This window comes from Enterococcus sp. DIV1421a (assembly GCF_051711025.1).
Classification (GTDB): Bacteria; Bacillota; Bacilli; order Lactobacillales; family Enterococcaceae; genus Enterococcus_B; species Enterococcus_B hirae.
Map to the genome: position 1 here is coordinate 2,162,430 of NZ_JBIOLU010000001.1, position 22,190 is coordinate 2,184,619.

The window sequence follows — 22,190 nt, forward strand, 5'->3', positions numbered from 1 at the left end:
TAATAACATCAAGTTACTATTGTAAAGATTTTCATCTTATTTCTTAAATACTCATCACTTCTAAGATGTACCCAAATGCTGTAGCTAGTACACTAACTATTGTAGCTAGAGTGACCCCTGATAATATAGCAAGACCAAATACCGCCCCTATTACTAACATAGCAAGATAATTTTCCTTAATAAATTCCCATAATTTTCCAAAAAGTGTTTTCACATAACTACTTATCTTATTCATATCAATTTTTACAGTAAATCCTTGACTGACTTCAATTTTTTCAGAACTAGTTTCTTCGTCTTCAATCACTGCGTTCATGTCTAACACTAAGTTATCCTTTTCTGAAGACAAGCCAAAGCTTAATCGCCCAGCAGAGATCTCTCCACCAATTCCTCCAAGAGAAGAAATCACTTTTGCTTCTAAAGTATCACCTAAATCAATATTTCCTTCTATTTCTGGTGTACCGTTATTAAAATTCACTACCAACATTGATGGATCTGGATCAGAAATTTTTGTTGAAGATACTCCTGAAACTTCAATAGCGCCATAATCAACCAATAGTTGTTCTTTGTCAAACTCATAAGACGTATCTAATAATTTTTTGTTTAAAATATCCCATCCCATTGATTGTAATAAGGCTTTTTCTGCTTCATTTTCGCGTTTATCTAAAGAAACTACTCCTGAATCATTGTGTGAAACTGCCACTTGATCGACAAAAATCCCATCGATTCCATTTGTTGGTTCTGCAAACTGGTCAAACGTCCAATTGGTTGGTTGCGAAAACCCGAGATTTCCTGACCAACCAGTTGACATATTCGATACATAACTAGCTACTGCTCCTACCTCTTCACTTACTCTTGTACAAACATTCCGAGTACCATAAACACCCATAGAGTACTTATTTCCGGTTGTTCCGGAACGAAGTAGGGAAGAAACACCTTGAAAATAAGGAATAATATTCGTCGTAATATCGGAATCTAAAGCATCAACATCTACCGCAAAATAGATAATTGTATCGCTTGGCATCCCTAGTTTAGTTGCTGCTTTAATAGCTGCTTTAGCATCAGAAATCCCTTGAGCTGCAGTATAATAGGAGACTTCCGGATTATTATCTTGATAAATTGGTATAATTGCCATCCCTTTACTGATAATATAATTTGCTTCTTCACGTGTTAAATACTTCGGAACAAAGTCATTCCCAACTGTTCCTGTCAGATACCGCCCAATATATTTAATTCCGTAATTATATAAATATTCGATTTGAGGTGTTGTTAGCTGTAAGGCGGTATCAACAGCTTCAAAGCTCCGATCAGAAGAACCAGATGAAAGTACTAATGACATCATCGTTTTTAAATCGGGATAGCCTTTTTCTACATCTGTCAACATCATAAATTGTTGAAATAGGATTAAATTTAAAATCATAGGCCCATCTAAGCTACCAGTAAATGATGCAGTGCTAGGATCAATGGCTCTTAAATTTTGATAAAGAGCGTATTGAATTAATAATACCAAATCATTATATACTTCAATTTGGTGATTTGCCGCCAACGTACCATAAGTTTCTTGTGTAGCCGGCCCAAAATTACCATTGGCCACATTAAATAAACCAATCTCCACTTGAATACCATAAATCAAGGCAGTATTTGTGGCACGTTGATAGATCCCGTCACAAGGCAAGATTCCTGTCCATTCCGAATACTTTCTATTTAAAGTTTGTTGCATCTCCCGTGTTCGTTCATCGCCTCCTTGAACTAATACAAAGGCACTCATATCAAACAAGGCTTTGGCCCACATTGAGTCTAACGTACTGGTTGGATTCTCAAATCCAGCAGCTATTTTCAAGCCTTTAGTTGCATCATCATTATCGAGCGTATAAACTGTGTCAAATTTCCCATTTCCCATCCCTTTACAACGAAAAGCACCATCAATCAATTTTACAATTGGGCTTTCATACGTATTAATTAAGTTGGGCGTCACTTGCTGATCCCATAGTGCTGAAGTAGTCTCACCAAAATTATTGACCAGTTCTGTAATACCTAACTCATGTTGTACTTCACGAATCAAACCATAGACCGTATCCCATCCAGTACGGCCATCTTCCGGAACTGAACCAAAACCAAGTACATTTCCATAAGTTTTATTCAACCATTGTTGTACTTCTAATACCCATGGATCTTCTCTTAATTGTTTATCATTTACGTTCATTTTTTTCACTCCTAAAAATTTTTTTTGATTCGAATCACTTAGATATGTCGGAGATTTTCGTCATTTGTGACTGGAAATAGAAAAAAATTTTCTTTTTCCAAGTATTTCTTGAATCTCCACTTCATTCACTCAATCTTTTTCCGCATACGTGTGTTATATTCTTCAAAAAACAAATAGCTCACCGCTTCAGCACACGAATATCCGTCGACAAACAAAGGAAAAAACTGCGCATCATCAGGAGCAATTACCTGATACTTCATTAAAATCTCTTTGATCATCAATGCACTCTCGTCTAAAAAACAGGTTGGAAAGCAGTCATTGGACTCATCGATCATTTGCCAATACCCACTTGCATAAGTAATGCCCTGTTTATCGTTGGTTTTCTCTGATTTTTTCTTGTATAAACGCCAAACATTTTTTCTGCAATAAATAATCGATGGAAAAAAACATTTTTAAAGTTAAAATCATTTTTTGTTTTTCTCGAAAAGCTTCGATTGCTTCCCAAGTCACAAAGAGATAGGCACTATAAAATCTTCAAACTAAATGTATACGCCTACATTACTTACTGAAAAATGTGGATATTTTGCACTTTTTTAAATACGAAACGAAATTCAACAAAATTATGTCTAAACGTCTTTCATCTTGTTCTTTTACATAATCCTCTACTTCTATGATTCGTTCTACCCAAAAATCCATATTTCCCACTCCAATCGTCCTTTTGGATGGGTATGTCGCAAAATAAGTGTAATAGGATACTCTAGGGCTCCTCTTTTTGGATAAAGTCGCCGTATTTGTTTTACTGGCTCTATAATTTATGGGACTGATGAAACCGAGTTGATTGTTCAGACTCAGATTTGATTTTACTCCACTCATCAGTCCTTCTTGACAAAGAGCCGATTTTTAATAACCTTGGTCAAAGCAAAACAAAAAAAACTGAACCCTTATCCATCAAGGGTTCAGCCGTCATTTGAAGACTATTCTTCTTCTTCAGCCATGAACGTGTTGAATACTTCTTCAATCATGTCCCATTCTGCATCAGTTTCGATTTGTTCTAGTTCGCCTTCTGTGCCGTCTTCATTTTCGACATAAGCATAGGCTTGTAACTCAACATCTTCATCTTCTGGTACACCAGCTGGATAAAGCAATACGTAGTTACGGCCAAATTCTTCTTGTCCATCAACTGTTAATAAGATTTCATATAATGTTTCGTTTCCTTGATCATCTACTAAGGTGATATGCTCGTGCCCTTCGTGATCGTGGTCATGTGTGTGGTTATGTTCTGTCATAAGTCTCCCTCTTTTCATTGAAATTAAAATAATTTTTTTCCTGAACCGTCTAAATAATTTTGTAAAATCATGACAGCAGCTAATTTATCAATCACTTTTTTTCTTTTAGCTCTTGATGTATTGGCTTGCTCAACTAACATTCGTTCAGCTTGAACTGTGGTTAGTCGTTCATCTTGATATTCAACTGGTAACGAGAATAATTCTTTAATTTTTTCTCCATAAGCCATTGAGCTTTCTGCTCTTGGTCCAATTGTATTATTCATATTTTTAGGTAAGCCTACGACAAATCGGTCTACTTCGTATTGATCGACCAGTTCTTTCAAACGGTCAAAGCCAAACTCTTCCGCCTCTTCATCAATACGAATGATCTCTACTCCTTGAGCGGTCCAACCAAATGGATCGCTAACAGCAATACCAACTGTTTTTGAGCCCACATCTAAGCCCATTACTCTCATATACTTACCCCATGGTTTGTTAGATAATCTTTAACAATTACTTCCATGATTTCATCGCGTTCGTGACGACGTATCAAGTTTCTTGCATCACGATAACGAGGAATGTAGGCCGGGTCTCCAGAAAGCAAGTAGCCAACAATCTGATTAATTGGATTGTAGCCTTTTTCTTCTAAAGCCCGATAAACGATCGCTAATGTCTCACTTACTTCTTTTTTACGACTATCGTCAAAACCAAAACGTACGGTTTCATCTGTAAAACCCATGATTCTACACCTCTTTCCCGCAAGGTATTCATTTACCTTCTACACTTTTATTTTACTCGAATTACCTTAAAACTACAAATAAATCTTAAAAAACTTCCGGTTAAATTAATAAACAGACTTCTCATTACTTTAACATATTTGTGATCAAATGTTCAGTTACTTGATCGTATCTTAACCAAAGTATACGCTATATTTAAATAAATATAAGCTTTTTCGATAATTCTTCAAAAAGTTCATACTTTTTTCGTATACTATCAAATGTCATTAGCTATTTTTTTCTCGCCTGTCCGGTATCATAGTTGATTTCATAACCCTCTTGAACGTTATAAATAAACACATTAAATTTTATTTTTTTATCTTCAATACTTTCTGCTTCTAATTGTACTCCTCTGGCAACTAATTCATCTCCCTTAAAATGTGGAGTAACACGATAACGAACGTGATGATTGGTTTCTTTGATATAAGCGGCAATATCATTTTCATGGACTAGCATATACGGCGCATTTAATGAACGAGTACCTGTCATCAAATTTTTGATGTTGTTGTTTTGTCCAGTCAATTGATAACCAATCAAATGGCTACGATTATAAAGCCATTGGCCATCGCTTAATTTTTTTTGTTTCCAACCAGTTGGATCAATATACAACGGCTCGCGTTTTTCTTTGGGAAAAAGGTCTTTTCCCAATAACGCGTTGGCCGCACCTACACGGTTCAATCGATCAATATTTGAATAGCTTTGCCATGTTCCTTTAGCTAAGCTCAAATCTTCTTCAGTGAAATCCGGACGATTCTGATTGATCTCAATTTCTTGATGCTTCCCATCATATTCTGGTACGTCTGCTACTTTTGACGCTTGTGGGGTTGAGTCAAATAACCCAGTAATTTGTTGAACGATATCTGAATTTTTTTGTGTTGATAGTCCTAGTGCCCCTGCTAAAACAGCAACAACCACACCCATAATGGCTTTTGTTGATTTTTTCTGCATTTCTTTACTCCTTTTCTAAACAACTATTCTAAACTTTAACATACGTTCCCCTTTTTTAAAATATTTAAACTTATTTTATTCCATTTATTTCTACCTTTAATTCTCTATACTAAGTAAAAATTGATCTCTTCTTAAAAAGAATACGTCATAAAAAATCATTGATCTTAAAACAGTATGTTTTCACTTAATCAAGCAAAAAATACCTTGTGACTCAAAAACAAAAAACAGTATTGATCAAACAAAATGTGATCAATACTGTTTCTCTTCATTCCTATCGTTCGTTTAAGCGGGTGACGGGAATCGAACCCGCGACATCAGCTTGGGAAGCTGGGATTTTACCACTAAACTACACCCGCATCTTACAAAAATCAGTATACGCCTCTTTCATTTCATACTCAAGTATTTATTTATTTCTCTTTTATTTAGTCATTTGTAGTAAAATAAAAGCAACAAATGAACTATTGGAGAAAATATTATGACAGAAAAAGAGTTGGATTTATTACTTGATACTTGTTTATTAGCTGGCAAAATCATGATGGAAAGCAACGCTGAGATGTACCGAGTAGAAGACACAATGAGCCGAATCGCTCTTGCTTCTGGCAATTATCGCCTGGTCAGCTATGTTACTCAAACGGGTTTGTTTATTGGTCTTGACCGTACGTCAACCATTAGAATGGAACAAATCACCAATCGCTCCATTAATCTGGAAAAAGTTGTCAATGTCAATAATCTTTCTAGAAAATATGTTGCTGGTGAGTTAACTTTGAATGATCTCTACATTGCCTTACAAGCCATTGAAAAAGATCGGTCATTTTTCCCAGTATGGCTTCAAATTTTAAGTGCTGCGGTGATTAGCGGAACGATCATGGTATTATTTGGTGGAGAAATGAGTGATCTACCAATCACTTTGATGATCGGCGGTATCGGCTATGCGATTTACTTATATAGTTTAAAATTTTTTCGGATCAAATTTTTGTCAGAGTTCTTATCTTCCTTGTTAATTGGTCTTACAGCTATTCTCAGCGTTCGTGTCGGATTAGGTGCCAATCAGGATTTGATCATCATCGGTTGTGTCATGCCCCTTGTTCCTGGAGTACAGATTACAAATGCTATTCGGGATTTACTAGCTGGACACTATGTTTCTGGAGTTTCTCGTGGTACAGAAGCCATGATGACTGCCACAATGATCGGATTTGCGATTGCCTTTATCTTCCAACTTTTTTATTGAGAAAGGAACATGATGATGTGGAATCTATTTATTCAATTTTCTTTTAGCTTTTTAGCCACAGCGGCTTTTGCGATCATCACCAACGTTCCTAGACGTGCCTTGATTTGTTGCGGGCTCTCTGGTGCCTTTGGCTGGATGATCTATTGGGTATGTGTGGATTTGGGTGGTACGCCGGCTTTTGGTTCGTTACTGGGTTCTTTAGGTGTTGCATTTATCAGTGATCTTTTTTCTAAACGATTAAAAATGCCTGTAACCATCTTTAATATCCCTGGCATGGTACCACTAGTTCCTGGAGGTCTGGCTTATCAAGCAGTGAGAAATCTAGTAACTGGCTCGTATCAGGCAGCTGCAAGTTATACAGTTCAAGCGATCATGATTGCTGGTGCTATTGCTTTAGGACTCGTTTTATCAGAGGTCTTCAACCACAATATCCGAAACTTCAAATTAAAACGAGAAGCCATTTTTTTGAAACGAAAAAAAAGAACAACTAAAAACATTCATAAATGAAAAAGTAACGGCGAAAATAATCGTGCCATGAATAAAAAACCAAAGTATCTAGAAAATAGGCAAGCTACAAGCTATTTTCAAGTACTTTGGTTTTTTATTGTCACATCAGTTGTTTTTGTCACTAATAATTTTAGTCTTTGCTTTAAAATGACCGATACACATATTGATTTTTAGGTGCCTCGATTTTGGTTAGAGTATTGACCTCTACAACTGGAATGTCCCGTTTGAAGGGTTCATAGTAGTCAGATTGGATGGTGCCTTCTACTTTATACCACTCATCGTTTTTGACATTCGTTCCTTCCGGCATATGTGTCAATAGACCGAATACACCTGAGTCAGCAACGCAATGGATGATTCCAAAACGGAATAAGAAATTATCTTCTTTTTCCCCATCTGGCGTTTTATACACAAAGCCTTCATAAGAGATTTTTTTCCCAATAAATTCACTTGGGTAATTATAAATCAATTCCATGACTTCCAAGTAATTCTCATCAGTGATCTTAATAAGCTGTTTGTCATCATATTTTTCTTTTAATTTTTTCATCTGATCCAAATAGTCAGACTTGTTAAAATAAATGCTCGTATCAGGCTTTAAATATTGTGTCTGCATTTCAGGGTCCCCAACCGACTCCTTACTTATTGGAAAATTGAATCCTTTTGCTTCCACAATCGTCGTATCTAAACTGACTGTCGGAAATAAAGTACCGACAATAACAGGTAAAGCCAACAGAACATAAGCGATCACTCGTTGTGAGGGTTTGGTTAACCCGTGATCGTGATCATGATCGTGGTGATGGTGTACTTCTTCATCTACCTGTTTTTTCCCTTTTACTGAATCACTCTTGACCCAAATATACAATTGGACCAATGCAAGTAAAGCAGATAAAATCATCGATAAAATAGCCAAATAACGATAATGAACATTGATGTACTGATCTAATTTCCCAGATACTTGTAAATACATCATTAGCTCAAAATAACCAGATAATATCAAAAATCGTATCATACTGCTCCTCCTAGATAAATAATGTAAAACCAATCACACTAACGGCTATCAAACCAATGAGCATCAAAATAAAGCGACCATTAAAATAGCGTTTCATCATCAAAAGGTTTTTGATATCCACCATTGGTCCAAATACTAAGAATGCCACCACAGGAGCTGTACCAAAAAGGCTGAGTAAGGATGACCCGATGAACGCATCTGCTTCCGAGCATAGGGACATCGTAAAAGCTAGAAGAAGCATGATAATAATTGCTAGTAGTTTGGTTGAGCCCAGTGTCAACATGACACGAGTTGGCAAGTAAGTTTGCATACTAGCGGCAATCAGACCACCGACAATCAGATACCGACCCGTATCAAAAAATTCATCGATCGAATGTGTGAGGACATGACCTGTTTGCTGACTAAGTTGCTTGATTCTCCCAATTTTGACCTCCTCGTGTTTATTGGTACCATGGGTGTGGTCATGATGATGGTTGTGATGATGGTTATGATCGATTGTTTGTTGGATCTTCGTTTTCAATACACTTTCTTTTTGAAAATAAGCGAGCCAGATACCAATGATCAACGCTACCACAAAGCTTCCAACCATTCGCCAACCGGCCATTTCCCAAGAGTTCCCAAATGCAATAAAAGTAGAAAAAATGACGATTGGATTGATAATAGGTGCTGTTAACATAAATGCAAAAGCGGTATGCACAGGAACTCCTTTTTTGACAAACTGATGAACGATCGGTACGATCCCACATTCACAGGATGGAAAGAAAAATCCTAAAACAGAACCAGTCAAAATGGATAAAAAGCGATTATCTGGTAACCAGCGTTTGACTCGCTCAGGTGTTAAAAAGACTTGTAGTGCCCCAGAGATGAGACAGCCTAATAGAACAAATGGTAAAGCTTCAATAACGATTGATAGAAAAATCGTACTCATCTGCAATACCGAATTTGGTATAAAAGAAAACATTTTTTCGCTCCTTACTATAAACATCATTTGCCAGAATAATATACGCTTTTCGCTAAAAAAAAACAAGGTTACTTCTATTTCTTACCTAACTCTTATCTTTTATTTGATAAAAATAAGACAAGTTAATTGACTTTTTTTCTTATTGTGATTAAATGGGTTCACGAAATCTTTCACAACGTTTATTGTGAAAGGCTGTTTTGATTAGGAAGGACGTTTTTTATATGAAAAAAACCACGAATCTATCAGAAGTACATCAGACATTAGCACAAGATGAAACGGTAGTTCTTTACTTATCTATGCCAAATTGCAGCGTGTGTCATGCTGTTCTTCCTCGTTTGAAGAAATTATTGAATCAGTATGATTTTCCTAGTTTTCATTTAGATGCTGTGGAAACACCTGAAGTAGCTAGTGCTTTTCAAATATTGACTGCTCCAGTTATTTTGATCTACCATAAAAATAAAGAAGTCGAACGACAAGCACGCTTTATCAATTTTGCGAAACTAGAAACGCTGCTGGATCAGTTAAATAACTCTGATGAAACGATCAGCTATGAAGAATTGTTTCAGTAATCGTTGTCTTAACCTATACTATACCTATATGAAGACAATTAATGCGCGCTAACCTTTAGATAGGATAAAATACTTCTTAGGTTTACTTAGGTTTGCTAAGCTCCCTTCATCTTACTATGGGCGAAATTTTAGAAATTCGTTCCAGTATTTTTTTCACTATGGTTTATTTAGCTATGTAGTTGACATTACGTAAAAACACCATAGAGGTTGAACTTCATTCAATCTCCATGGTGTTTTAATATTTGAAATCTACGAGTAGCGTTGCACCACACTAATTTCATAGTACTTCTCGCACTCGCTCTAGATTTTGAGATTTCGTGTATATTGATCTGGGTTTCTCACTTGCAAACTCTCAACAACTAGCTGATTACGTCGATTCAAGTGTCCTGTAACAGCAATGTTATATTTTCTTTCTTCCATCATCATCAACTTATCCGCAATCTCGACATTTGCAACAATACAATTAAGAGGCTGATGAATGGTTTCCAATGTAAACCGAACAAGCAATGGTTGCGTCTTTATCACTCTGATCTTATCAAGTAAACCTACATATGTTTTCACATTGATCACCTCGATAATCTTTAGAAAAAGTCTCAAATCAGTTAAATTTTCATTGAAAGCAAATGGTCATTACTAGGAAAGAAACGTTCTTTCCTATGCAATTCGGACATAACTTTCTTTCAAAAAATATCTTTTTCGATACAACTAGTCTAAGTCGTGAAATTGTCGATATACTTCTTGCTTTTTGAGTCCATTTTTTACAGCAACAGCTTTAATAGCTGCATTTGTTTTTTCCCCAAGAGCAATCAACTGTTCGACTTGTTCTTTCAATGATCCTTCAATTTGTGTTTGTGGCTCTTCACTTCCAGTATTTCCTTCAACCAATAAACAGCATTCTCCCTTTACAGGGTGTTCTTCAATGTAGTCTAATAACTCTTCAATACTTCCACGTAAATATTCTTCATGGATTTTTGTTAATTCTCGACACAAAACAACTTGACGGTTACCAAAAACAGTCAACATATTCGTTAAAGTTGCACTGATCCGATAAGGAGATTCGTAAAAAATCAATGTAGCTGTGTATTCTTTCAATGTTTCTAACGATGTTTGTTGTTCTTTTTTCTTTCTTCCTAAAAAACCATAAAATAAAAATGGCTGAGGTAACAAGCCTGAAGCAATCAACGCAGTCATCCCAGCAGTTGGTCCTGGAATAGCGATTACCGGAATCCCCGCTTGGATGCAAGCAAGTACCAGCTCATGTCCTGGATCGCTAATAGAAGGCATCCCAGCATCACTTACCTGTGCAATCGAGCGACCAGACATCAACTCAGCAATCAATTGCGGAATTCGTTCCTTATAGTTGTGTTCATGTAAACTTTTTTGCGGTGTCTGAATCTCAAAATGATTCAGTAATTTTTGGGTATTTCGTGTATCCTCACTGGCAATCAAGTCTACTTCTTGTAATATCCGTACACTACGATAAGTCATATCTTCTAAATTGCCAATCGGAGTCGGTACTAAATAAAGCGAGCCAGTTTCATGATGTCCTTTAAAACTTTTTTGATTAAGCATGATTTATTCTCCTGTGTAAGAGGTCGTGAAAGAAGCGGTTAACTCCGAGCAAATAAGAGAGGATTTTTTAAAATAGCTTCCCATATTTTAGAAAATCATCGCTTATTGCTGAGGAGTTGCTTCTTGAACGCCGTGTAAAGGTCGTGAAAAGCATGGGCTGCTTCAAGAATTAAGAACGAAAAATTGAAAATAGCTTTTCATATTTTTAATTTTTTGAGCTTAATTCCGCAGAAGCAATGCTTTGAACGCCATATAAGAGGTCGTGAACAACACGGCCTCCTTTAAGAATTAAGGGCGAAACATTGAAAAATAGCATTTCTTATTTTTTATTTTCGGACTTAATTCCGTAGAAGTGATACTGTGAGTGCCGTTTATTGATCGCTAAAAATAAGCAATATCAGGCTTGTTTCAAATCTCTTTGTTTACCGTCCGCTTTCTCGATAGATGACTTCTAAACAAAAGGCACAAGGTTCGTCATTCTCACGTCTTGAGCCATAGAGATCATAACAAACATGAAAGCCTTCTTCATAAATCTTTTCTAAGTTCATACGAGATTTTGAAAGTTCTTGTTTCACATTATCTGCTGGTGTTTGTACTTGATTTAATTCCCGTAAATGCTCTCTTAAACGTTGATTTTCCATTTCCAACGTTGTATTTTTTTCAACGATCTCATGTAATGCTTGCTTCATTTCCACCAATTCAGTTAATGTATTTCTTAGCTCTGATTCTAATTGGTTCAAGCCATCATATAATGATCTCTTATCCATTTATCTCACCTACCTGGATGAAGTTTTTCAATTCATCCCATTCATATTCGATTGGATTTTCCCGACCTGTTAATCGAACATTTACTAGTCGATTAAGTAAGTTCAAGCCGACAACTTTCCCTTTACCATCAGGAGTGTTAACCACTGTTCCAAAATCTGGAAGTGCTTTTTTTGCTAATTCATATTCTTCATTTTCATATTGCAAGCAACACATCAAACGTCCACACAACCCAGATATCTTAGTCGGGTTTAAGGACAAATTTTGATTTTTTGCCATTTTGATTGAAACTGGGACAAAATCTCCTAAAAATGAAGCACAGCATAAAGGCCGTCCACATGGACCAATCCCACCTAGCAATTTTGCTTCATCTCGTACCCCGATTTGTTGAAGTTCAATCCTAGTACGAAACACGGCAGCTAAGTCTTTGACTAATTCCCGAAAATCAATTCGTCCATCTGCTGTGAATGAAAAGATGAGTTTACTACGATCTAACGTATATTCTACATGAATGATCTTCATTTCTAACCCATGTTTTTGGACTTTTTCTTTCGCAATCAGCCTGGCTTGTTCTGCATCTTCTTTATTTTTTTGCTCTTTTTCGAGTTCTGCTTGTGTCGCTTTATGCAAAATTGAACTGATTTGCTCAGGCAATTCTTCCGGATCAAGTTCTGCTTTAGGAATGGCGACAGTTGCAATATGTAAGTTTTTTTGAGTTTCAACGATTACTTTCTCGTTGTATTCATACGTTAATTGACCAGGTTTAAAATAATAGATAGGACCTGCTTCTTTATAACGGACACCTACTACTTCGACCATTTCCATCCCCCTTGCCCCTCATTTTTCCTGCTGTCTCAGCCAGTAATTGTTTGTAAAACAAACTGTTCCGCTACTGCTTGGAAGCTGACATTGCTTCTTAATTTCTGTTCCGCTAATAAAATACGCTCAATCGTCTGATTAATACGTGTTACTTTTCTAAGATTTTCTGCTATTAAAGCTTGTTGTAAAGCTTCTTGATAATAAAACATTAAGATCGATAAACCAGTAAATTGTTGCGATTTTTCTTTAAAAGTCTTTATTAACTTTTTTTGAACATAAATGAATGCTTGTGTATCATTTTTTTGCAAATACACAAACCACTGTTGAATCGAATCCTTAGCATCATTAAACCATTCATTTTGCGATATTTCAACTGCTTTTGTGAAACTGTTCGTCAAGAAAGTCAAAAGTTTCGCTTTTTCTAAAGGAATCTGTGCTTGTTGTAATTTATAAATCAACGCATCTTTAGCCAGCTCCTGAAAATGCAAGATTTGGCAGCGTGATTGAATCGTTGGTAAGATTCGCCCAATCGAATCCGTTTCTAAGATCGCTAGAAAATCGCCTGGTGGTTCTTCTAAAAACTTAAGCAAACTATTTGCTGCACTTGCATTCATCTTTTCTGCTTCTTGAATAAGGAAAACTTTCTTCCGAGATTCATAACCACTACGACTAAATTCGGTTTGCAAACGTCTAATTTGATCGACTTTGATCGTTTGCCCTTCTGGTACGATCGTTAAAACGTCTGGATGTTCTTGGTTTTGGATTCGTTGACAATTATTGCATACTCCACAAGGAAGTTGTTCCTGCAGATTCGTACAAAACAGGTGTTGTGCTAACCAAATCCCCATTTCGTGTTTTCCCGTTCCTTTTTCGCCTTCAAAAAGATAAGCATGAGCGAGGCGCCCATGCTCAAAACTTCGTTGAAGCTGTTGATACACGATAGGTTGCATTTGATCCAGCGTAAATTCTTGATCCATGGCGCCTCCTAAAATTGATGAAATCCTTCAACTGGTAACACAAAGACGGTTGCTCCACCGACTTCAACTTCTACTGGATAAGGGACTCCACCGTCCATAGAGATATCCAACGTGACAGGTGTTGAAACAAATTGTTTTCTTGATTCACAAGTTTTTTTGATGATTTCTAATGCTTCTTCTACACGTTCGTCTTCAATCCCAACAATAAATGTACTGTTGCCAGCTTTCAAAAAGCCACCAGTTGAAGATAATTTTGTTGCACGGATATTGGCATCAATCAATTCATTGGATAAACGATTACTGTCTTTGTCTTGAATAATTGCTAAAATAATTTTCATATACAGTCACCTTCCTAGTTTTCAAAAAATTGTGGGTATTGTTCAACAATGGCTCTGTAACTTGTTTGAAGTACCTCTTCAAAGCTCTTTCTTGCATCAATTTTATAAATACGTTCAGGATTCTCTTCAGCTATTTTTAAATACGCATGACGTACTCGTTGATGAAATTCCAATCCTTCTGAATCTAATCGATCGATTTGACCTCTTCGGTTCTCTTTAATGCGATGCAATCCAGTATCTGAATCAATATCGAGATAAAGGGTAAAGTCAGGTGTCGTACCTTCTGTAGCAAATTCATTCAAGCGGGCAATCTCAGAAACACCAATTCTACGTCCCGCCCCTTGATAAGCCAATGAGCTGTCTACAAATCGATCACATAAAACAATGCTTCCTTCTGATAAAGCAGGTAGGACTTTCTCGACCAAATGCTGTCTTCTAGCCGCAGCATATAGCAAAGCTTCTGTCCGTTCATCCATCCGATCATTTTTAGGATCAAGGATAACTGCCCGAATCTCTTCGGCAATCGGGATCCCACCTGGTTCTCTTGTTTGAATGATCTTTGTTTTTGCTACTTTTTTCAAAAGAGGGAATAACTCATTTAGAATACTGGTTTTCCCAGCTCCATCTGGTCCCTCGATCGTAATAAATAGTCCGTTCACATTTTTGCCCCCATCTCTTGCGTTACTTCTTTATTGTAGCCGAAATTCTTTTTTATAGAAAATTTATAACTCGCGTCTGCCTTCTACCGCTTTTAACAGGGTCACTTCATCAGCATATTCGATATCCGAACCAACGGATAAGCCGTGGGCCAATCGAGTGACTTTGATACCAGCCGGTTTGATCAATCGTGAAAGATACATGGCAGTAGCTTCTCCTTCAGTGGTTGCATTTGTTGCAATGATCACTTCTTTCACTTGATCATCATGTAGGCGTTCAAGTAACGAAGAAATGTTGATATCTTCAGGTCCAGTCCCTTCCATTGGAGAAAGAACCCCATGTAGAACATGATAAAGCCCACGATATTCCCGCATTTTTTCTAACGCCATCACGTCTTTTGGTTCTTCGACAACTAAGATAACCCCCCGATCTCTTGAAGGATCTTTACAAATCTCACATGGGTCTTCTTCTGTGATGTTGCCGCAAACACTACAAAAATGAAGATCTCGTTTGACACTTAACAACGATTTAGCAAATTCATTCACGATTTCATCTTTCATATCGATCGTGTAGAAAGCTAATCTTGTGGCTGTTTTCTGACCGATCCCTGGCAGTCTCATGTAACTATCGATCAATTTAGCAATTGGTTCTGGATATTGCATTTTCATTACCCCTTTAGGAAAAATTAGAAGGGTAACCCCTTAGTGTATTTTCCCATTGTTTTTTCAGATTCTGCATCGATTTTTGTCAAAGCATCATTGACAGCCATCATCAACAGGTCTTGCAACATTTCTGTATCTTCAGGATCCACGACACCTTCACTGATTTGGATGTCTTTCATCCGACGATCACCTGTAAAAATAACTTTCACTAACTCATTGGTTGCTACACCAGTAAACTCTGTTTCGTTCAATTGTTCTTGTGCTTGAACCATCTCTTTTTGCATTTTTTGGACTTGTTTCATCATCCCTTGCATGTTTCCCATTCCGCGCATCATAATTGATCATTCTCCTTTTTTTATTTAATCATCAATGATTGTCACAACATCTGTGCCAAAGATTTCTTCGGCTTTCGTGACGATCGTTTCTTCACTTGGTGCTTGTTGAGGGATCAGTTCGATCTCTTCATCTGAATCTTCCGGAGCAAAAGAATCATCATTACTCCCGTCTTTTGCTTGGACTAAATAGTCTTTGCGGATCGTTGGCCAGCTTTCTCTCGTGATATAGACTGAATCTGGTGCATAGTCTTTGATCATTCGACTTAAATTATTATGGATCGCCAACTGTAATTCTTCGTCGTTAGCAGCTCGTTGACAAACGATCTCGTAATCAAACGCAATGACTAACCCAGTAGGACTAGCCGCAACTGGTTCACTTGCTTTAAGCATCGCTCGTTGTGTCACAGACAAACTCATCAACAAATCGTCCCAGACTTCTTTGACTTCATTCAAATGCTTTCTGGTCGCTTCTCTTAGAACCTGATACACTCGTTCAGTTGGTATCCGATACGTACTTGCTTGTTTCTTTTGAACAGGAGCTTGTGTTTGCTTGGCAGTAGTTGAAGGGGTTCCCCCATTCGTTTTGATCTCGTTGATCGCTTTTTTCAGCTCTTTGATCTCTGCTTGTAGCTGATTAATTAACTGACTGTCTACTTCACTTGCTTGGTTACTACTTGAAGGAGCAGCTGAACCAGAAGCTTGAGCTAGCTTGACGGTTGCTACTTCCAGATAGATCGTAGCACTATTAGTAAAACGAATCTCATTTTGTGTTTCACTCAAAATATGGATCATCTGAAAAAGTCGAGGTGCAGGTACTTCTTTTGCTAGTTCGACAAATGGTTCTCGAAGTGAAGTTGTTCGTTCTGCTACGAGATTTGGTGCTTGTTGGTACATCAGTAAGTCACGACAATACTGTAAAAGATCTTCTAAAAAGCGCCGTGCTTCCTTACCAGCAGCTAAGATATCTGTTAATGATTCTAACGCTTTGGGCACTTCATTATTCACACAAGCGCCTAAAAATTCATCCATCATCTCGTTGGTTAGACTACCGGTAACTTGCATCGCATCATCCACAGTTACGATCCCATTACTAAAAGAAATCGCTTGGTCCATGATACTTAGCGCATCACGCATCCCGCCTTCTGCTGCTCGAGCAATAACCCCTAGTGCTGGTTCTTCATATTGTACGTCTGATTGCTTTAAAATGTATGCCAAATGCTCAACGATATCTGCTGCATTGATTCGTTTGAAATCAAAGCGTTGTGTTCTGGAAATGATCGTTGCTGGTATCTTATGTGGCTCGGTTGTTGCTAAAATAAAAATAACATTTTCTTTAGGTTCTTCTAAAGTTTTCAACAATGCATTGAACGCTCCGGTAGAAAGCATATGCACTTCATCTATGATATAGATTTTATAAGTTGCTTTTGTCGGTGCGTAGTTCGCTCGATCTCGAATAAAACGTATTTCTTCGACTCCGTTATTACTTGCTGCGTCGATTTCAATCACGTCTTCTTGTGTTCCCGCTGTAATCGACTGACACATTTCACAATGATTACAAGGTTCTCCATCTTGACTATTCGGACAGTTGATAGCTTTTGCAAAAATTTTAGCTGCACTCGTTTTACCAGTTCCTCGTGGTCCTGTAAATAGATAAGCATGAGAAGTTTTATGGGAAACGATAGCATTTTTCAACGTCTGTGTCACCGCTTTTTGCCCGACAATGTCTTCGAAACGCTGTGAACGCCAGACACGATAGAGTGCTTGATATGCCATGAAGATCCCCCTTTTTTGAAAAATTCACTATCTTTTATTATACGTGATTTTGCTAAAAAAAACTACTATAGTTATGAGAAGAATCATGATTTGTCGTTTGTAGTTACTTGTGTATTCCCCGATTCTTTCAAATAAATACTCACAAACAGCTTTCTCGATCTTCCTTGCTTTTTGCAACTGAAAGAAAATCAGCTAAACAGCTAATATCCATCTTCCGTCTGAGAGTTTTTCATTGCTCCTATGGTATAATAGAGTCATTCATTTAACAATCAACATTCATAAAGGGAGGAATTTTTTATGGGTCTTATCAAAGCAGCAACAAGCATGATCGGCGGTGGATTAGCAGATCAATGGATCGAAGTAATCGAACCAGCGGATATGAGCGATACAACAGTTATGACAAAAGGTGTGAAAGTACGTAAAGATGATAAACGTGGCTCCAATCGTAAAGGAACAGAGGATGTTCTAACTGACGGAACCGTTGTCCATGTCTATCCGAATATGATGATGCTCCTTGTAGATGGTGGTAAAATCATTGATTATACTGCCGAAGAAGGCTACTATACGATCAAAAATGACTCTGCTCCTTCCATGTTCAATGGTTCATTGAAAGGTGCGATCGCAGAAACTTTTGAACGTTTTAAATTCGGTGGCGTGACACCTCAAAAGCAACAAGTCTTTTATATCAATCTTCAAGAAATCAAAGGAATCAAGTTTGGTACCAGTGCGCCACTGAACTATTTTGACAATTTTTACAATGCTGAATTATTCTTACGAGCTCATGGTACTTATTCGATCCATATTACTGATCCAATTTTGTTTTATACCAACGCTATTCCTAAAAACAAAACGCAAGTAGAAATCTCAGATATTAATGAGCAGTATCTGGCAGAATTTTTAACAGCTCTTCAAGCTGCGATTAACCAAATGTCTGCTGATGGTCAGCGCATTTCTTATGTTCCATCAAAAAGCTTAGAATTAAGTAAATACATGGGCAATGTTTTAGATGAATCTTGGAATGAATTACGTGGTATGGAAATCGTTTCTGTCGCAGTAGCAAGTATTTCTTACACAGATGATTCAGTGAAATTGATCAATATGCGTAATGAAGGTGCGATGTTGGGAGATCCAAGTGTCCGTGAAGGCTATGTTCAAGGTTCGATTGCTCGTGGGATGGAAGCAGCTGGTAAAAATGATGCCGGCGCGATGACTGGCTTTATGGGCATGGGAATGGGAATGAATGCTAATGGTTCTTACCTTTCACAAGCAGCACAAAATAACCAGGAACAAATCAAACAACAAGCTGAAAAACAAAACCAACAAACCGCTCAAGGGAGCAATGATACTTGGACATGTCCAGTCTGCGGAACTGAAAATACGGGAAAATTCTGTTCTAACTGTGGGGCAGCCAAGCCAGTTGCAAATGTCCAACCAAAGTTACAAATGAAATGTAGTGAATGTAACGAAGTGGTCGATCTTTCAAATGGTATCCCTAAGTTTTGTCCAAATTGTGGAAAACCATTCAAAGGAATCCCACTCGACTAAGTTTTAGAAAGGTGTGGATAGAATGGACGTTCTTACACATAAATGCCCAAACTGTGGGGGTCCTCTCACGTTTGATCCAAAAGATCAAAAATTCCACTGTGACTATTGTTTAAATGTTTACACTGAGGAAGAAGTCAGTCAGTACGAACAAGAACAAAAAGCAGCCCGAGGGATTCACTCAGAAAATCAACCGCCCTCCCAACAAGATTCTGAAAAAGATTTTACTTTTACTGCAGATGAACAGTTGGAGCAGATGGATGAAGCAGAACGAAAAGCGTTTGAAGAAGCTGGTGGTTTTTCTGATCCTAGCGATCAAGCAACACCAGCTGAATCAGTGGAAGAAGAAACAGAAGCAACGATGGAACTATTTCTTTGCCCAAGCTGTGGAGCAGAGATCGTGACCGATGCAACAACGGCTGCTACTTACTGCTACTATTGTCACAATCCAGTTGTTTTATCCGGACGGTTAAGTGGAAAATTACTGCCAAATAAAGTCTTACCGTTTGCAGTCGAAAAAGAAGAGGCGGTCGAAAAATTCTTAGCTTGGACAAAGAAAAAATGGTTTGTACCCAAAGAATTTTTCAACAAAGACCAAATCGACAAACTAACTGGCGTTTATTTTCCTTATTGGACAACGGATGCAACCGTTGACGGCTCTATGCAAGCGACCGGAACAGTGATTCGTATTTGGCGAGTGGGTGACATCGAGTATACAGAAACCAAACAGTTTGCTGTTCATCGAGAAGGCTCACTTTCCTTTAAAGAACTAGTAAAAAATGCATTGTCCAAGAATACCCAACAAAAAATGGTGGAAGCAGTCCAACCGTTTCCTTTGAACAAGGCAATTGACTTCAAAAGTCAGTATCTGGCAGGGTTTCAAGCAGAAAAACGAGATATCGAATATGAAGCAATCAAATCACAAGTGCAAGATGAACTGCAAGATTACTCCGAGAAATTGTTACGTGACACCGCAAATGGTTATACCACATTGACCAATGTTCGGACTTCGACAGATATCACTAGTGAGAATAATGAATATGTTCTTTTACCGGTATGGTTAGTCACTTATCGCAGTAGTGATGCCAATAAGAAAGTCTATTATTACGCCATGAATGGTCAAACAGGTAAAGTCAGCGGTGTTTTACCCATCAGTCATAAAAAACTGGGCTTGACGGCTTTTGGAATCTTTGCTGTATTGGCGATCCTCTTTATGATTGGAGGATACTTGATATGAAAAAAAGAATTTTACTTTTCTTTCTAGTCCTATTCGGTTTCTTTTGGAGTTCTTCCGTTGACGCTGCTACACCCGCAGTGAACGATGAAGCTGGTTTGTTCACGCAAGAGCAGATCCAATCTTTAGAGCAACAAATCCAGCCTATCGATGAGAAGATCAAAGGACAAATCTTTATCGTAACGACGACTTCCAACTCAGAAGAACCTCGAACGTTTGCAGATGATTACTTAAGAAATGCGATCGGTAATGATCAAAATGGGGCTGTTCTGTTGTTAGATATGGGGCAACGTGAGATTTACATTTCAACTTCTGGTAATATGATCGATTATCTTGATGATGCTCGGATCAATGACACATTAGATGATGTCTACGACCAAATGACGAATTCGGCTTATTTTGCAGCAGCACAAGCCTATTTGACTAAAACTTCAGAATATGTAGAAGCTGGAGTTCCTGGAGGACATTATCAAATTGATGAAGAGACTGGTAAGATCAAGCGGTATAAAGTGTTGACGACGACTGAAATAGTGATTTCTATTATCTTAGCCCTGGCATTGAGCCTCGTATTCTACTTTGTAACAGTTTCGAGGTATCAGTTGAAATCAGGAACTTATAAATACCCATTTAGAGAAAAATCAAACGTAAAATTAACGGATAAAACAGATCGCTTAACCAACTCCTTTGTCACTACACGCAGGATTCCAAAAAGCCCACCTCCTGGCAGCGGCGGTGGCGGAAGTACGACTCATTCCAGCGGTGGCGGGACTTTCGGTGGTGGTGGTCGAAGCTTTTAAAGCACCACAATAGGAACAATCATCCATAAATTAAGATGCTTCCTTCATGCATTGTCGTCAGCTAAAGCTGATACAACTACATGAAGGAAGCATCTTATGTTTTCCACTGATCCTGTTTAAAAGATAATATTGTCTTCTAATAAATCCATATTGGTGATAATGATCCGATGATCTTTAACGGTGATTATCCCATTTTCTTTCAGTTGTTTTAAGATCCTACTCACACTACTAGCGGTAGAGATTCCGCAAAACTTGGCGATTTCTTCATTAGTGATCACAAAATCGATCATCATGCCTTCCTCTGTCCGAACCCCAAATAAATCATATAACTCGTAAAGTTGCGTACATACGGCACCTAATTTCCCATTTAAAAGCATTTGTTGCATTTTTTTCATGGAATACAGTAAACGATAACGATAGTACTCTTTTACATAATGTTGCATCTTTGGATCTTCATTGATATGTTCCCAAAATTTCACTCGATTGATTCGATAAAATTCTGCATATTCAGATTCAATCCGAATATTGTACGGCGAATCAATAAACTGCGAATATTCATCTTTTAAAAGTGAAACAATCTCTAGATCTTTAATATACCTCAAGTTGAACTCACGACCATCATTCGAGATGACACTTGCTTTGACCGTGCCTTCTTTTAAAATATACGTGTAACAATCCTCTACTCCTTCAAAAGTTAGATACTTATGATATCTTTTTCGTACAATTGGAAATTGATTTTTCTCTAAATATTCCTTTAGCACTCTGCTGTCCAATCATGCTCCCCCATCCAAACATTTATCTAAAAAAATAATACAAGATTTCTAAGTATTTTAAAGCCCAAAGGTATTTTACTAATGATATTAACATTTGTTAAGTACCATTTTAAATTATGTCTGTGATTTTTTTCTTCTTTTCGTTTCGTTATACTGCGAATGTAAAAAAAATGAAAGAATTGAGGAAAAAAATATGAACTACTGGATGAAAACAATTATTAATCGACTTGAAACAGCATATCAAACAAGATTTGACATGAAAGCTTCTTTGGTTTTCTTAAATGATGCTTACCAAAATTCGATTGAATTGATCAAAGCAGTCGATGAAAAACCATCGAATGAATTAGAAGAATTTTTAGAATTATTTATGACGACTCGAGACTTGTTCATTCGTCAATTGGTCGATCGCTACCCATCAAATTACCACGATGTTGAAGTACAAATCCAAAAATTAAAAGCTTATTCAGATTAAGGGGTAAACACAAA

General features: G+C 37.4%; 26 protein-coding genes and 1 tRNA gene. 7 read left to right on the forward strand and 20 right to left on the reverse strand.

What is annotated here, in order from left to right:
* Positions 1 to 43: 43 nt before the first annotated feature.
* The 7 genes from IGK21_RS09790 to IGK21_RS09820 form a co-directional block, all read right to left on the reverse strand.
* Positions 44 to 2,200, reverse strand: a complete 2,157-nt coding sequence (locus IGK21_RS09790; RefSeq protein WP_438719310.1) for a glycoside hydrolase domain-containing protein — start codon at positions 2,198 to 2,200, stop codon at positions 44 to 46.
* 125 nt (positions 2,201 to 2,325) lie between these two features.
* On the reverse strand, positions 2,326 to 2,478 hold the full coding sequence (locus IGK21_RS09795; protein WP_242694303.1) for a hypothetical protein: 153 nt from the start codon (positions 2,476 to 2,478) through the stop codon (positions 2,326 to 2,328).
* Positions 2,479 to 3,174: 696 nt separating this feature from the next.
* Complete coding sequence (locus IGK21_RS09800) at positions 3,175 to 3,486, reverse strand: DUF1292 domain-containing protein (RefSeq protein WP_010718676.1); 312 nt, start codon at positions 3,484 to 3,486, stop codon at positions 3,175 to 3,177.
* Between the two features lie 23 nt (positions 3,487 to 3,509).
* Positions 3,510 to 3,941: a Holliday junction resolvase RuvX gene (ruvX, locus tag IGK21_RS09805; RefSeq protein WP_010718677.1), complete on the reverse strand. Its 432-nt coding sequence runs from the start codon at positions 3,939 to 3,941 to the stop codon at positions 3,510 to 3,512.
* Positions 3,938 to 4,204: an IreB family regulatory phosphoprotein gene (locus IGK21_RS09810; protein ID WP_010718678.1), complete on the reverse strand. Its 267-nt coding sequence runs from the start codon at positions 4,202 to 4,204 to the stop codon at positions 3,938 to 3,940. Before IGK21_RS09810 ends, ruvX begins: the two co-directional genes overlap by 4 nt.
* A 268-nt stretch (positions 4,205 to 4,472) precedes the next feature.
* The gene (locus IGK21_RS09815) at positions 4,473 to 5,189 is read right to left on the reverse strand and encodes a DNA/RNA non-specific endonuclease (protein WP_034699030.1); all 717 of its coding nucleotides are present in this window, start codon (positions 5,187 to 5,189) and stop codon (positions 4,473 to 4,475) included.
* Between the two features lie 285 nt (positions 5,190 to 5,474).
* Positions 5,475 to 5,545: transfer RNA gene (locus IGK21_RS09820), tRNA-Gly, on the reverse strand.
* A gap of 119 nt (positions 5,546 to 5,664) precedes the next feature.
* On the opposite strand from IGK21_RS09820, the gene IGK21_RS09825 reads away from it, so the two are divergent.
* Together IGK21_RS09825 and IGK21_RS09830 are read left to right on the forward strand one after the other, a co-directional pair.
* Positions 5,665 to 6,417, forward strand: coding sequence for a threonine/serine exporter family protein (locus IGK21_RS09825; protein ID WP_010718680.1), 753 nt, complete (start codon positions 5,665 to 5,667; stop codon positions 6,415 to 6,417).
* A gap of 15 nt (positions 6,418 to 6,432) precedes the next feature.
* Positions 6,433 to 6,924: a threonine/serine exporter family protein gene (locus IGK21_RS09830; RefSeq protein ID WP_034699026.1), complete on the forward strand. Its 492-nt coding sequence runs from the start codon at positions 6,433 to 6,435 to the stop codon at positions 6,922 to 6,924.
* 142 nt (positions 6,925 to 7,066) lie between these two features.
* Here the strand turns inward: IGK21_RS09830 and IGK21_RS09835 are convergent, their stop codons facing one another.
* Together IGK21_RS09835 and IGK21_RS09840 are read right to left on the reverse strand one after the other, a co-directional pair.
* Positions 7,067 to 7,930 (reverse strand): TIGR03943 family putative permease subunit, encoded by an 864-nt coding sequence (locus IGK21_RS09835; protein WP_010718682.1) that lies wholly within the window; start codon positions 7,928 to 7,930, stop codon positions 7,067 to 7,069.
* 10 nt (positions 7,931 to 7,940) lie between these two features.
* Positions 7,941 to 8,891, reverse strand: coding sequence for a permease (locus tag IGK21_RS09840; RefSeq protein ID WP_010738040.1), 951 nt, complete (start codon positions 8,889 to 8,891; stop codon positions 7,941 to 7,943).
* 221 nt (positions 8,892 to 9,112) lie between these two features.
* On the opposite strand from IGK21_RS09840, the gene IGK21_RS09845 reads away from it, so the two are divergent.
* Positions 9,113 to 9,460: a thioredoxin family protein gene (locus tag IGK21_RS09845; protein ID WP_034699023.1), complete on the forward strand. Its 348-nt coding sequence runs from the start codon at positions 9,113 to 9,115 to the stop codon at positions 9,458 to 9,460.
* A gap of 300 nt (positions 9,461 to 9,760) precedes the next feature.
* On the opposite strand, the gene IGK21_RS09850 is transcribed toward IGK21_RS09845, so the two are convergent.
* The 10 genes from IGK21_RS09850 to dnaX form a co-directional block, all read right to left on the reverse strand.
* On the reverse strand, positions 9,761 to 10,021 hold the full coding sequence (locus tag IGK21_RS09850; RefSeq protein ID WP_002328071.1) for a hypothetical protein: 261 nt from the start codon (positions 10,019 to 10,021) through the stop codon (positions 9,761 to 9,763).
* Between the two features lie 144 nt (positions 10,022 to 10,165).
* On the reverse strand, positions 10,166 to 11,032 hold the full coding sequence (gene rsmI / locus IGK21_RS09855; RefSeq protein ID WP_034699020.1) for a 16S rRNA (cytidine(1402)-2'-O)-methyltransferase: 867 nt from the start codon (positions 11,030 to 11,032) through the stop codon (positions 10,166 to 10,168).
* A 422-nt stretch (positions 11,033 to 11,454) separates the two neighbouring features.
* Complete coding sequence (locus IGK21_RS09860; protein ID WP_010718685.1) at positions 11,455 to 11,799, reverse strand: DNA replication initiation control protein YabA; 345 nt, start codon at positions 11,797 to 11,799, stop codon at positions 11,455 to 11,457.
* A complete protein-coding gene (locus tag IGK21_RS09865; protein WP_034699017.1) occupies positions 11,792 to 12,616 on the reverse strand; it encodes a PSP1 domain-containing protein in 825 nt (274 codons plus the stop codon). The genes IGK21_RS09860 and IGK21_RS09865 overlap by 8 nt, the downstream gene beginning before the upstream one ends.
* Before the next feature lie 35 nt (positions 12,617 to 12,651).
* Positions 12,652 to 13,593, reverse strand: coding sequence for a DNA polymerase III subunit delta' (holB, locus tag IGK21_RS09870; protein WP_010718687.1), 942 nt, complete (start codon positions 13,591 to 13,593; stop codon positions 12,652 to 12,654).
* Positions 13,594 to 13,601: 8 nt separating this feature from the next.
* A complete protein-coding gene (locus IGK21_RS09875) occupies positions 13,602 to 13,931 on the reverse strand; it encodes a cyclic-di-AMP receptor (RefSeq protein WP_010718688.1) in 330 nt (109 codons plus the stop codon).
* A 14-nt stretch (positions 13,932 to 13,945) separates the two neighbouring features.
* Positions 13,946 to 14,590, reverse strand: a complete 645-nt coding sequence (gene tmk / locus IGK21_RS09880) for a dTMP kinase (protein WP_010718689.1) — start codon at positions 14,588 to 14,590, stop codon at positions 13,946 to 13,948.
* 63 nt (positions 14,591 to 14,653) lie between these two features.
* Entirely contained in the window at positions 14,654 to 15,250 is a 597-nt protein-coding gene (recR, locus tag IGK21_RS09885; protein WP_010718690.1) for a recombination mediator RecR, read from the reverse strand.
* A gap of 23 nt (positions 15,251 to 15,273) precedes the next feature.
* On the reverse strand, positions 15,274 to 15,585 hold the full coding sequence (locus IGK21_RS09890; RefSeq protein WP_010718691.1) for a YbaB/EbfC family nucleoid-associated protein: 312 nt from the start codon (positions 15,583 to 15,585) through the stop codon (positions 15,274 to 15,276).
* 24 nt (positions 15,586 to 15,609) lie between these two features.
* Positions 15,610 to 17,358, reverse strand: coding sequence for a DNA polymerase III subunit gamma/tau (dnaX, locus tag IGK21_RS09895; protein ID WP_034699015.1), 1,749 nt, complete (start codon positions 17,356 to 17,358; stop codon positions 15,610 to 15,612).
* Between the two features lie 297 nt (positions 17,359 to 17,655).
* Between dnaX and IGK21_RS09900 the strand changes: the two genes are divergently transcribed.
* The 3 genes from IGK21_RS09900 to IGK21_RS09910 are packed head-to-tail and all read left to right on the forward strand — an operon-like array spanning position 17,656 to position 20,931.
* Positions 17,656 to 18,903, forward strand: coding sequence for an SPFH domain-containing protein (locus IGK21_RS09900; RefSeq protein ID WP_010718693.1), 1,248 nt, complete (start codon positions 17,656 to 17,658; stop codon positions 18,901 to 18,903).
* Between the two features lie 22 nt (positions 18,904 to 18,925).
* Positions 18,926 to 20,137, forward strand: a complete 1,212-nt coding sequence (locus IGK21_RS09905; RefSeq protein ID WP_181915090.1) for a TFIIB-type zinc ribbon-containing protein — start codon at positions 18,926 to 18,928, stop codon at positions 20,135 to 20,137.
* Positions 20,134 to 20,931, forward strand: a complete 798-nt coding sequence (locus IGK21_RS09910; protein ID WP_034699002.1) for a TPM domain-containing protein — start codon at positions 20,134 to 20,136, stop codon at positions 20,929 to 20,931. Before IGK21_RS09905 ends, IGK21_RS09910 begins: the two co-directional genes overlap by 4 nt.
* A 116-nt stretch (positions 20,932 to 21,047) precedes the next feature.
* On the opposite strand, the gene IGK21_RS09915 is transcribed toward IGK21_RS09910, so the two are convergent.
* The gene (locus IGK21_RS09915) at positions 21,048 to 21,704 is read right to left on the reverse strand and encodes a Crp/Fnr family transcriptional regulator (protein WP_010738044.1); all 657 of its coding nucleotides are present in this window, start codon (positions 21,702 to 21,704) and stop codon (positions 21,048 to 21,050) included.
* 193 nt (positions 21,705 to 21,897) lie between these two features.
* On the opposite strand from IGK21_RS09915, the gene IGK21_RS09920 reads away from it, so the two are divergent.
* Positions 21,898 to 22,176, forward strand: coding sequence for a hypothetical protein (locus IGK21_RS09920; RefSeq protein ID WP_010718697.1), 279 nt, complete (start codon positions 21,898 to 21,900; stop codon positions 22,174 to 22,176).
* Positions 22,177 to 22,190: the final 14 nt, after the last annotated feature.

Excerpts from the sequence above, each read along its gene's own strand:
- IGK21_RS09790 (WP_438719310.1), bottom strand. The coding sequence starts at position 2,200 with ATGAACGTAAATGATAAACAATTAAGAGAAGATCCATGGGTATTAGAA.
- IGK21_RS09795 (WP_242694303.1), bottom strand. The coding sequence starts at position 2,478 with ATGATCAAAGAGATTTTAATGAAGTATCAGGTAATTGCTCCTGATGAT.
- IGK21_RS09800 (WP_010718676.1), bottom strand. The coding sequence starts at position 3,486 with ATGACAGAACATAACCACACACATGACCACGATCACGAAGGGCACGAG.
- ruvX (WP_010718677.1), bottom strand. The coding sequence starts at position 3,941 with ATGAGAGTAATGGGCTTAGATGTGGGCTCAAAAACAGTTGGTATTGCT.
- IGK21_RS09810 (WP_010718678.1), bottom strand. The coding sequence starts at position 4,204 with ATGGGTTTTACAGATGAAACCGTACGTTTTGGTTTTGACGATAGTCGT.
- IGK21_RS09815 (WP_034699030.1), bottom strand. The coding sequence starts at position 5,189 with ATGCAGAAAAAATCAACAAAAGCCATTATGGGTGTGGTTGTTGCTGTT.
- IGK21_RS09825 (WP_010718680.1), top strand. The coding sequence starts at position 5,665 with ATGACAGAAAAAGAGTTGGATTTATTACTTGATACTTGTTTATTAGCT.
- IGK21_RS09830 (WP_034699026.1), top strand. The coding sequence starts at position 6,433 with ATGTGGAATCTATTTATTCAATTTTCTTTTAGCTTTTTAGCCACAGCG.
- IGK21_RS09835 (WP_010718682.1), bottom strand. The coding sequence starts at position 7,930 with ATGATACGATTTTTGATATTATCTGGTTATTTTGAGCTAATGATGTAT.
- IGK21_RS09840 (WP_010738040.1), bottom strand. The coding sequence starts at position 8,891 with ATGTTTTCTTTTATACCAAATTCGGTATTGCAGATGAGTACGATTTTT.
- IGK21_RS09845 (WP_034699023.1), top strand. The coding sequence starts at position 9,113 with ATGAAAAAAACCACGAATCTATCAGAAGTACATCAGACATTAGCACAA.
- rsmI (WP_034699020.1), bottom strand. The coding sequence starts at position 11,032 with ATGCTTAATCAAAAAAGTTTTAAAGGACATCATGAAACTGGCTCGCTT.
- IGK21_RS09860 (WP_010718685.1), bottom strand. The coding sequence starts at position 11,799 with ATGGATAAGAGATCATTATATGATGGCTTGAACCAATTAGAATCAGAG.
- IGK21_RS09865 (WP_034699017.1), bottom strand. The coding sequence starts at position 12,616 with ATGGTCGAAGTAGTAGGTGTCCGTTATAAAGAAGCAGGTCCTATCTAT.
- holB (WP_010718687.1), bottom strand. The coding sequence starts at position 13,593 with ATGGATCAAGAATTTACGCTGGATCAAATGCAACCTATCGTGTATCAA.
- IGK21_RS09875 (WP_010718688.1), bottom strand. The coding sequence starts at position 13,931 with ATGAAAATTATTTTAGCAATTATTCAAGACAAAGACAGTAATCGTTTA.
- recR (WP_010718690.1), bottom strand. The coding sequence starts at position 15,250 with ATGCAATATCCAGAACCAATTGCTAAATTGATCGATAGTTACATGAGA.
- IGK21_RS09890 (WP_010718691.1), bottom strand. The coding sequence starts at position 15,585 with ATGATGCGCGGAATGGGAAACATGCAAGGGATGATGAAACAAGTCCAA.
- dnaX (WP_034699015.1), bottom strand. The coding sequence starts at position 17,358 with ATGGCATATCAAGCACTCTATCGTGTCTGGCGTTCACAGCGTTTCGAA.
- IGK21_RS09900 (WP_010718693.1), top strand. The coding sequence starts at position 17,656 with ATGGGTCTTATCAAAGCAGCAACAAGCATGATCGGCGGTGGATTAGCA.
- IGK21_RS09905 (WP_181915090.1), top strand. The coding sequence starts at position 18,926 with ATGGACGTTCTTACACATAAATGCCCAAACTGTGGGGGTCCTCTCACG.
- IGK21_RS09910 (WP_034699002.1), top strand. The coding sequence starts at position 20,134 with ATGAAAAAAAGAATTTTACTTTTCTTTCTAGTCCTATTCGGTTTCTTT.
- IGK21_RS09920 (WP_010718697.1), top strand. The coding sequence starts at position 21,898 with ATGAACTACTGGATGAAAACAATTATTAATCGACTTGAAACAGCATAT.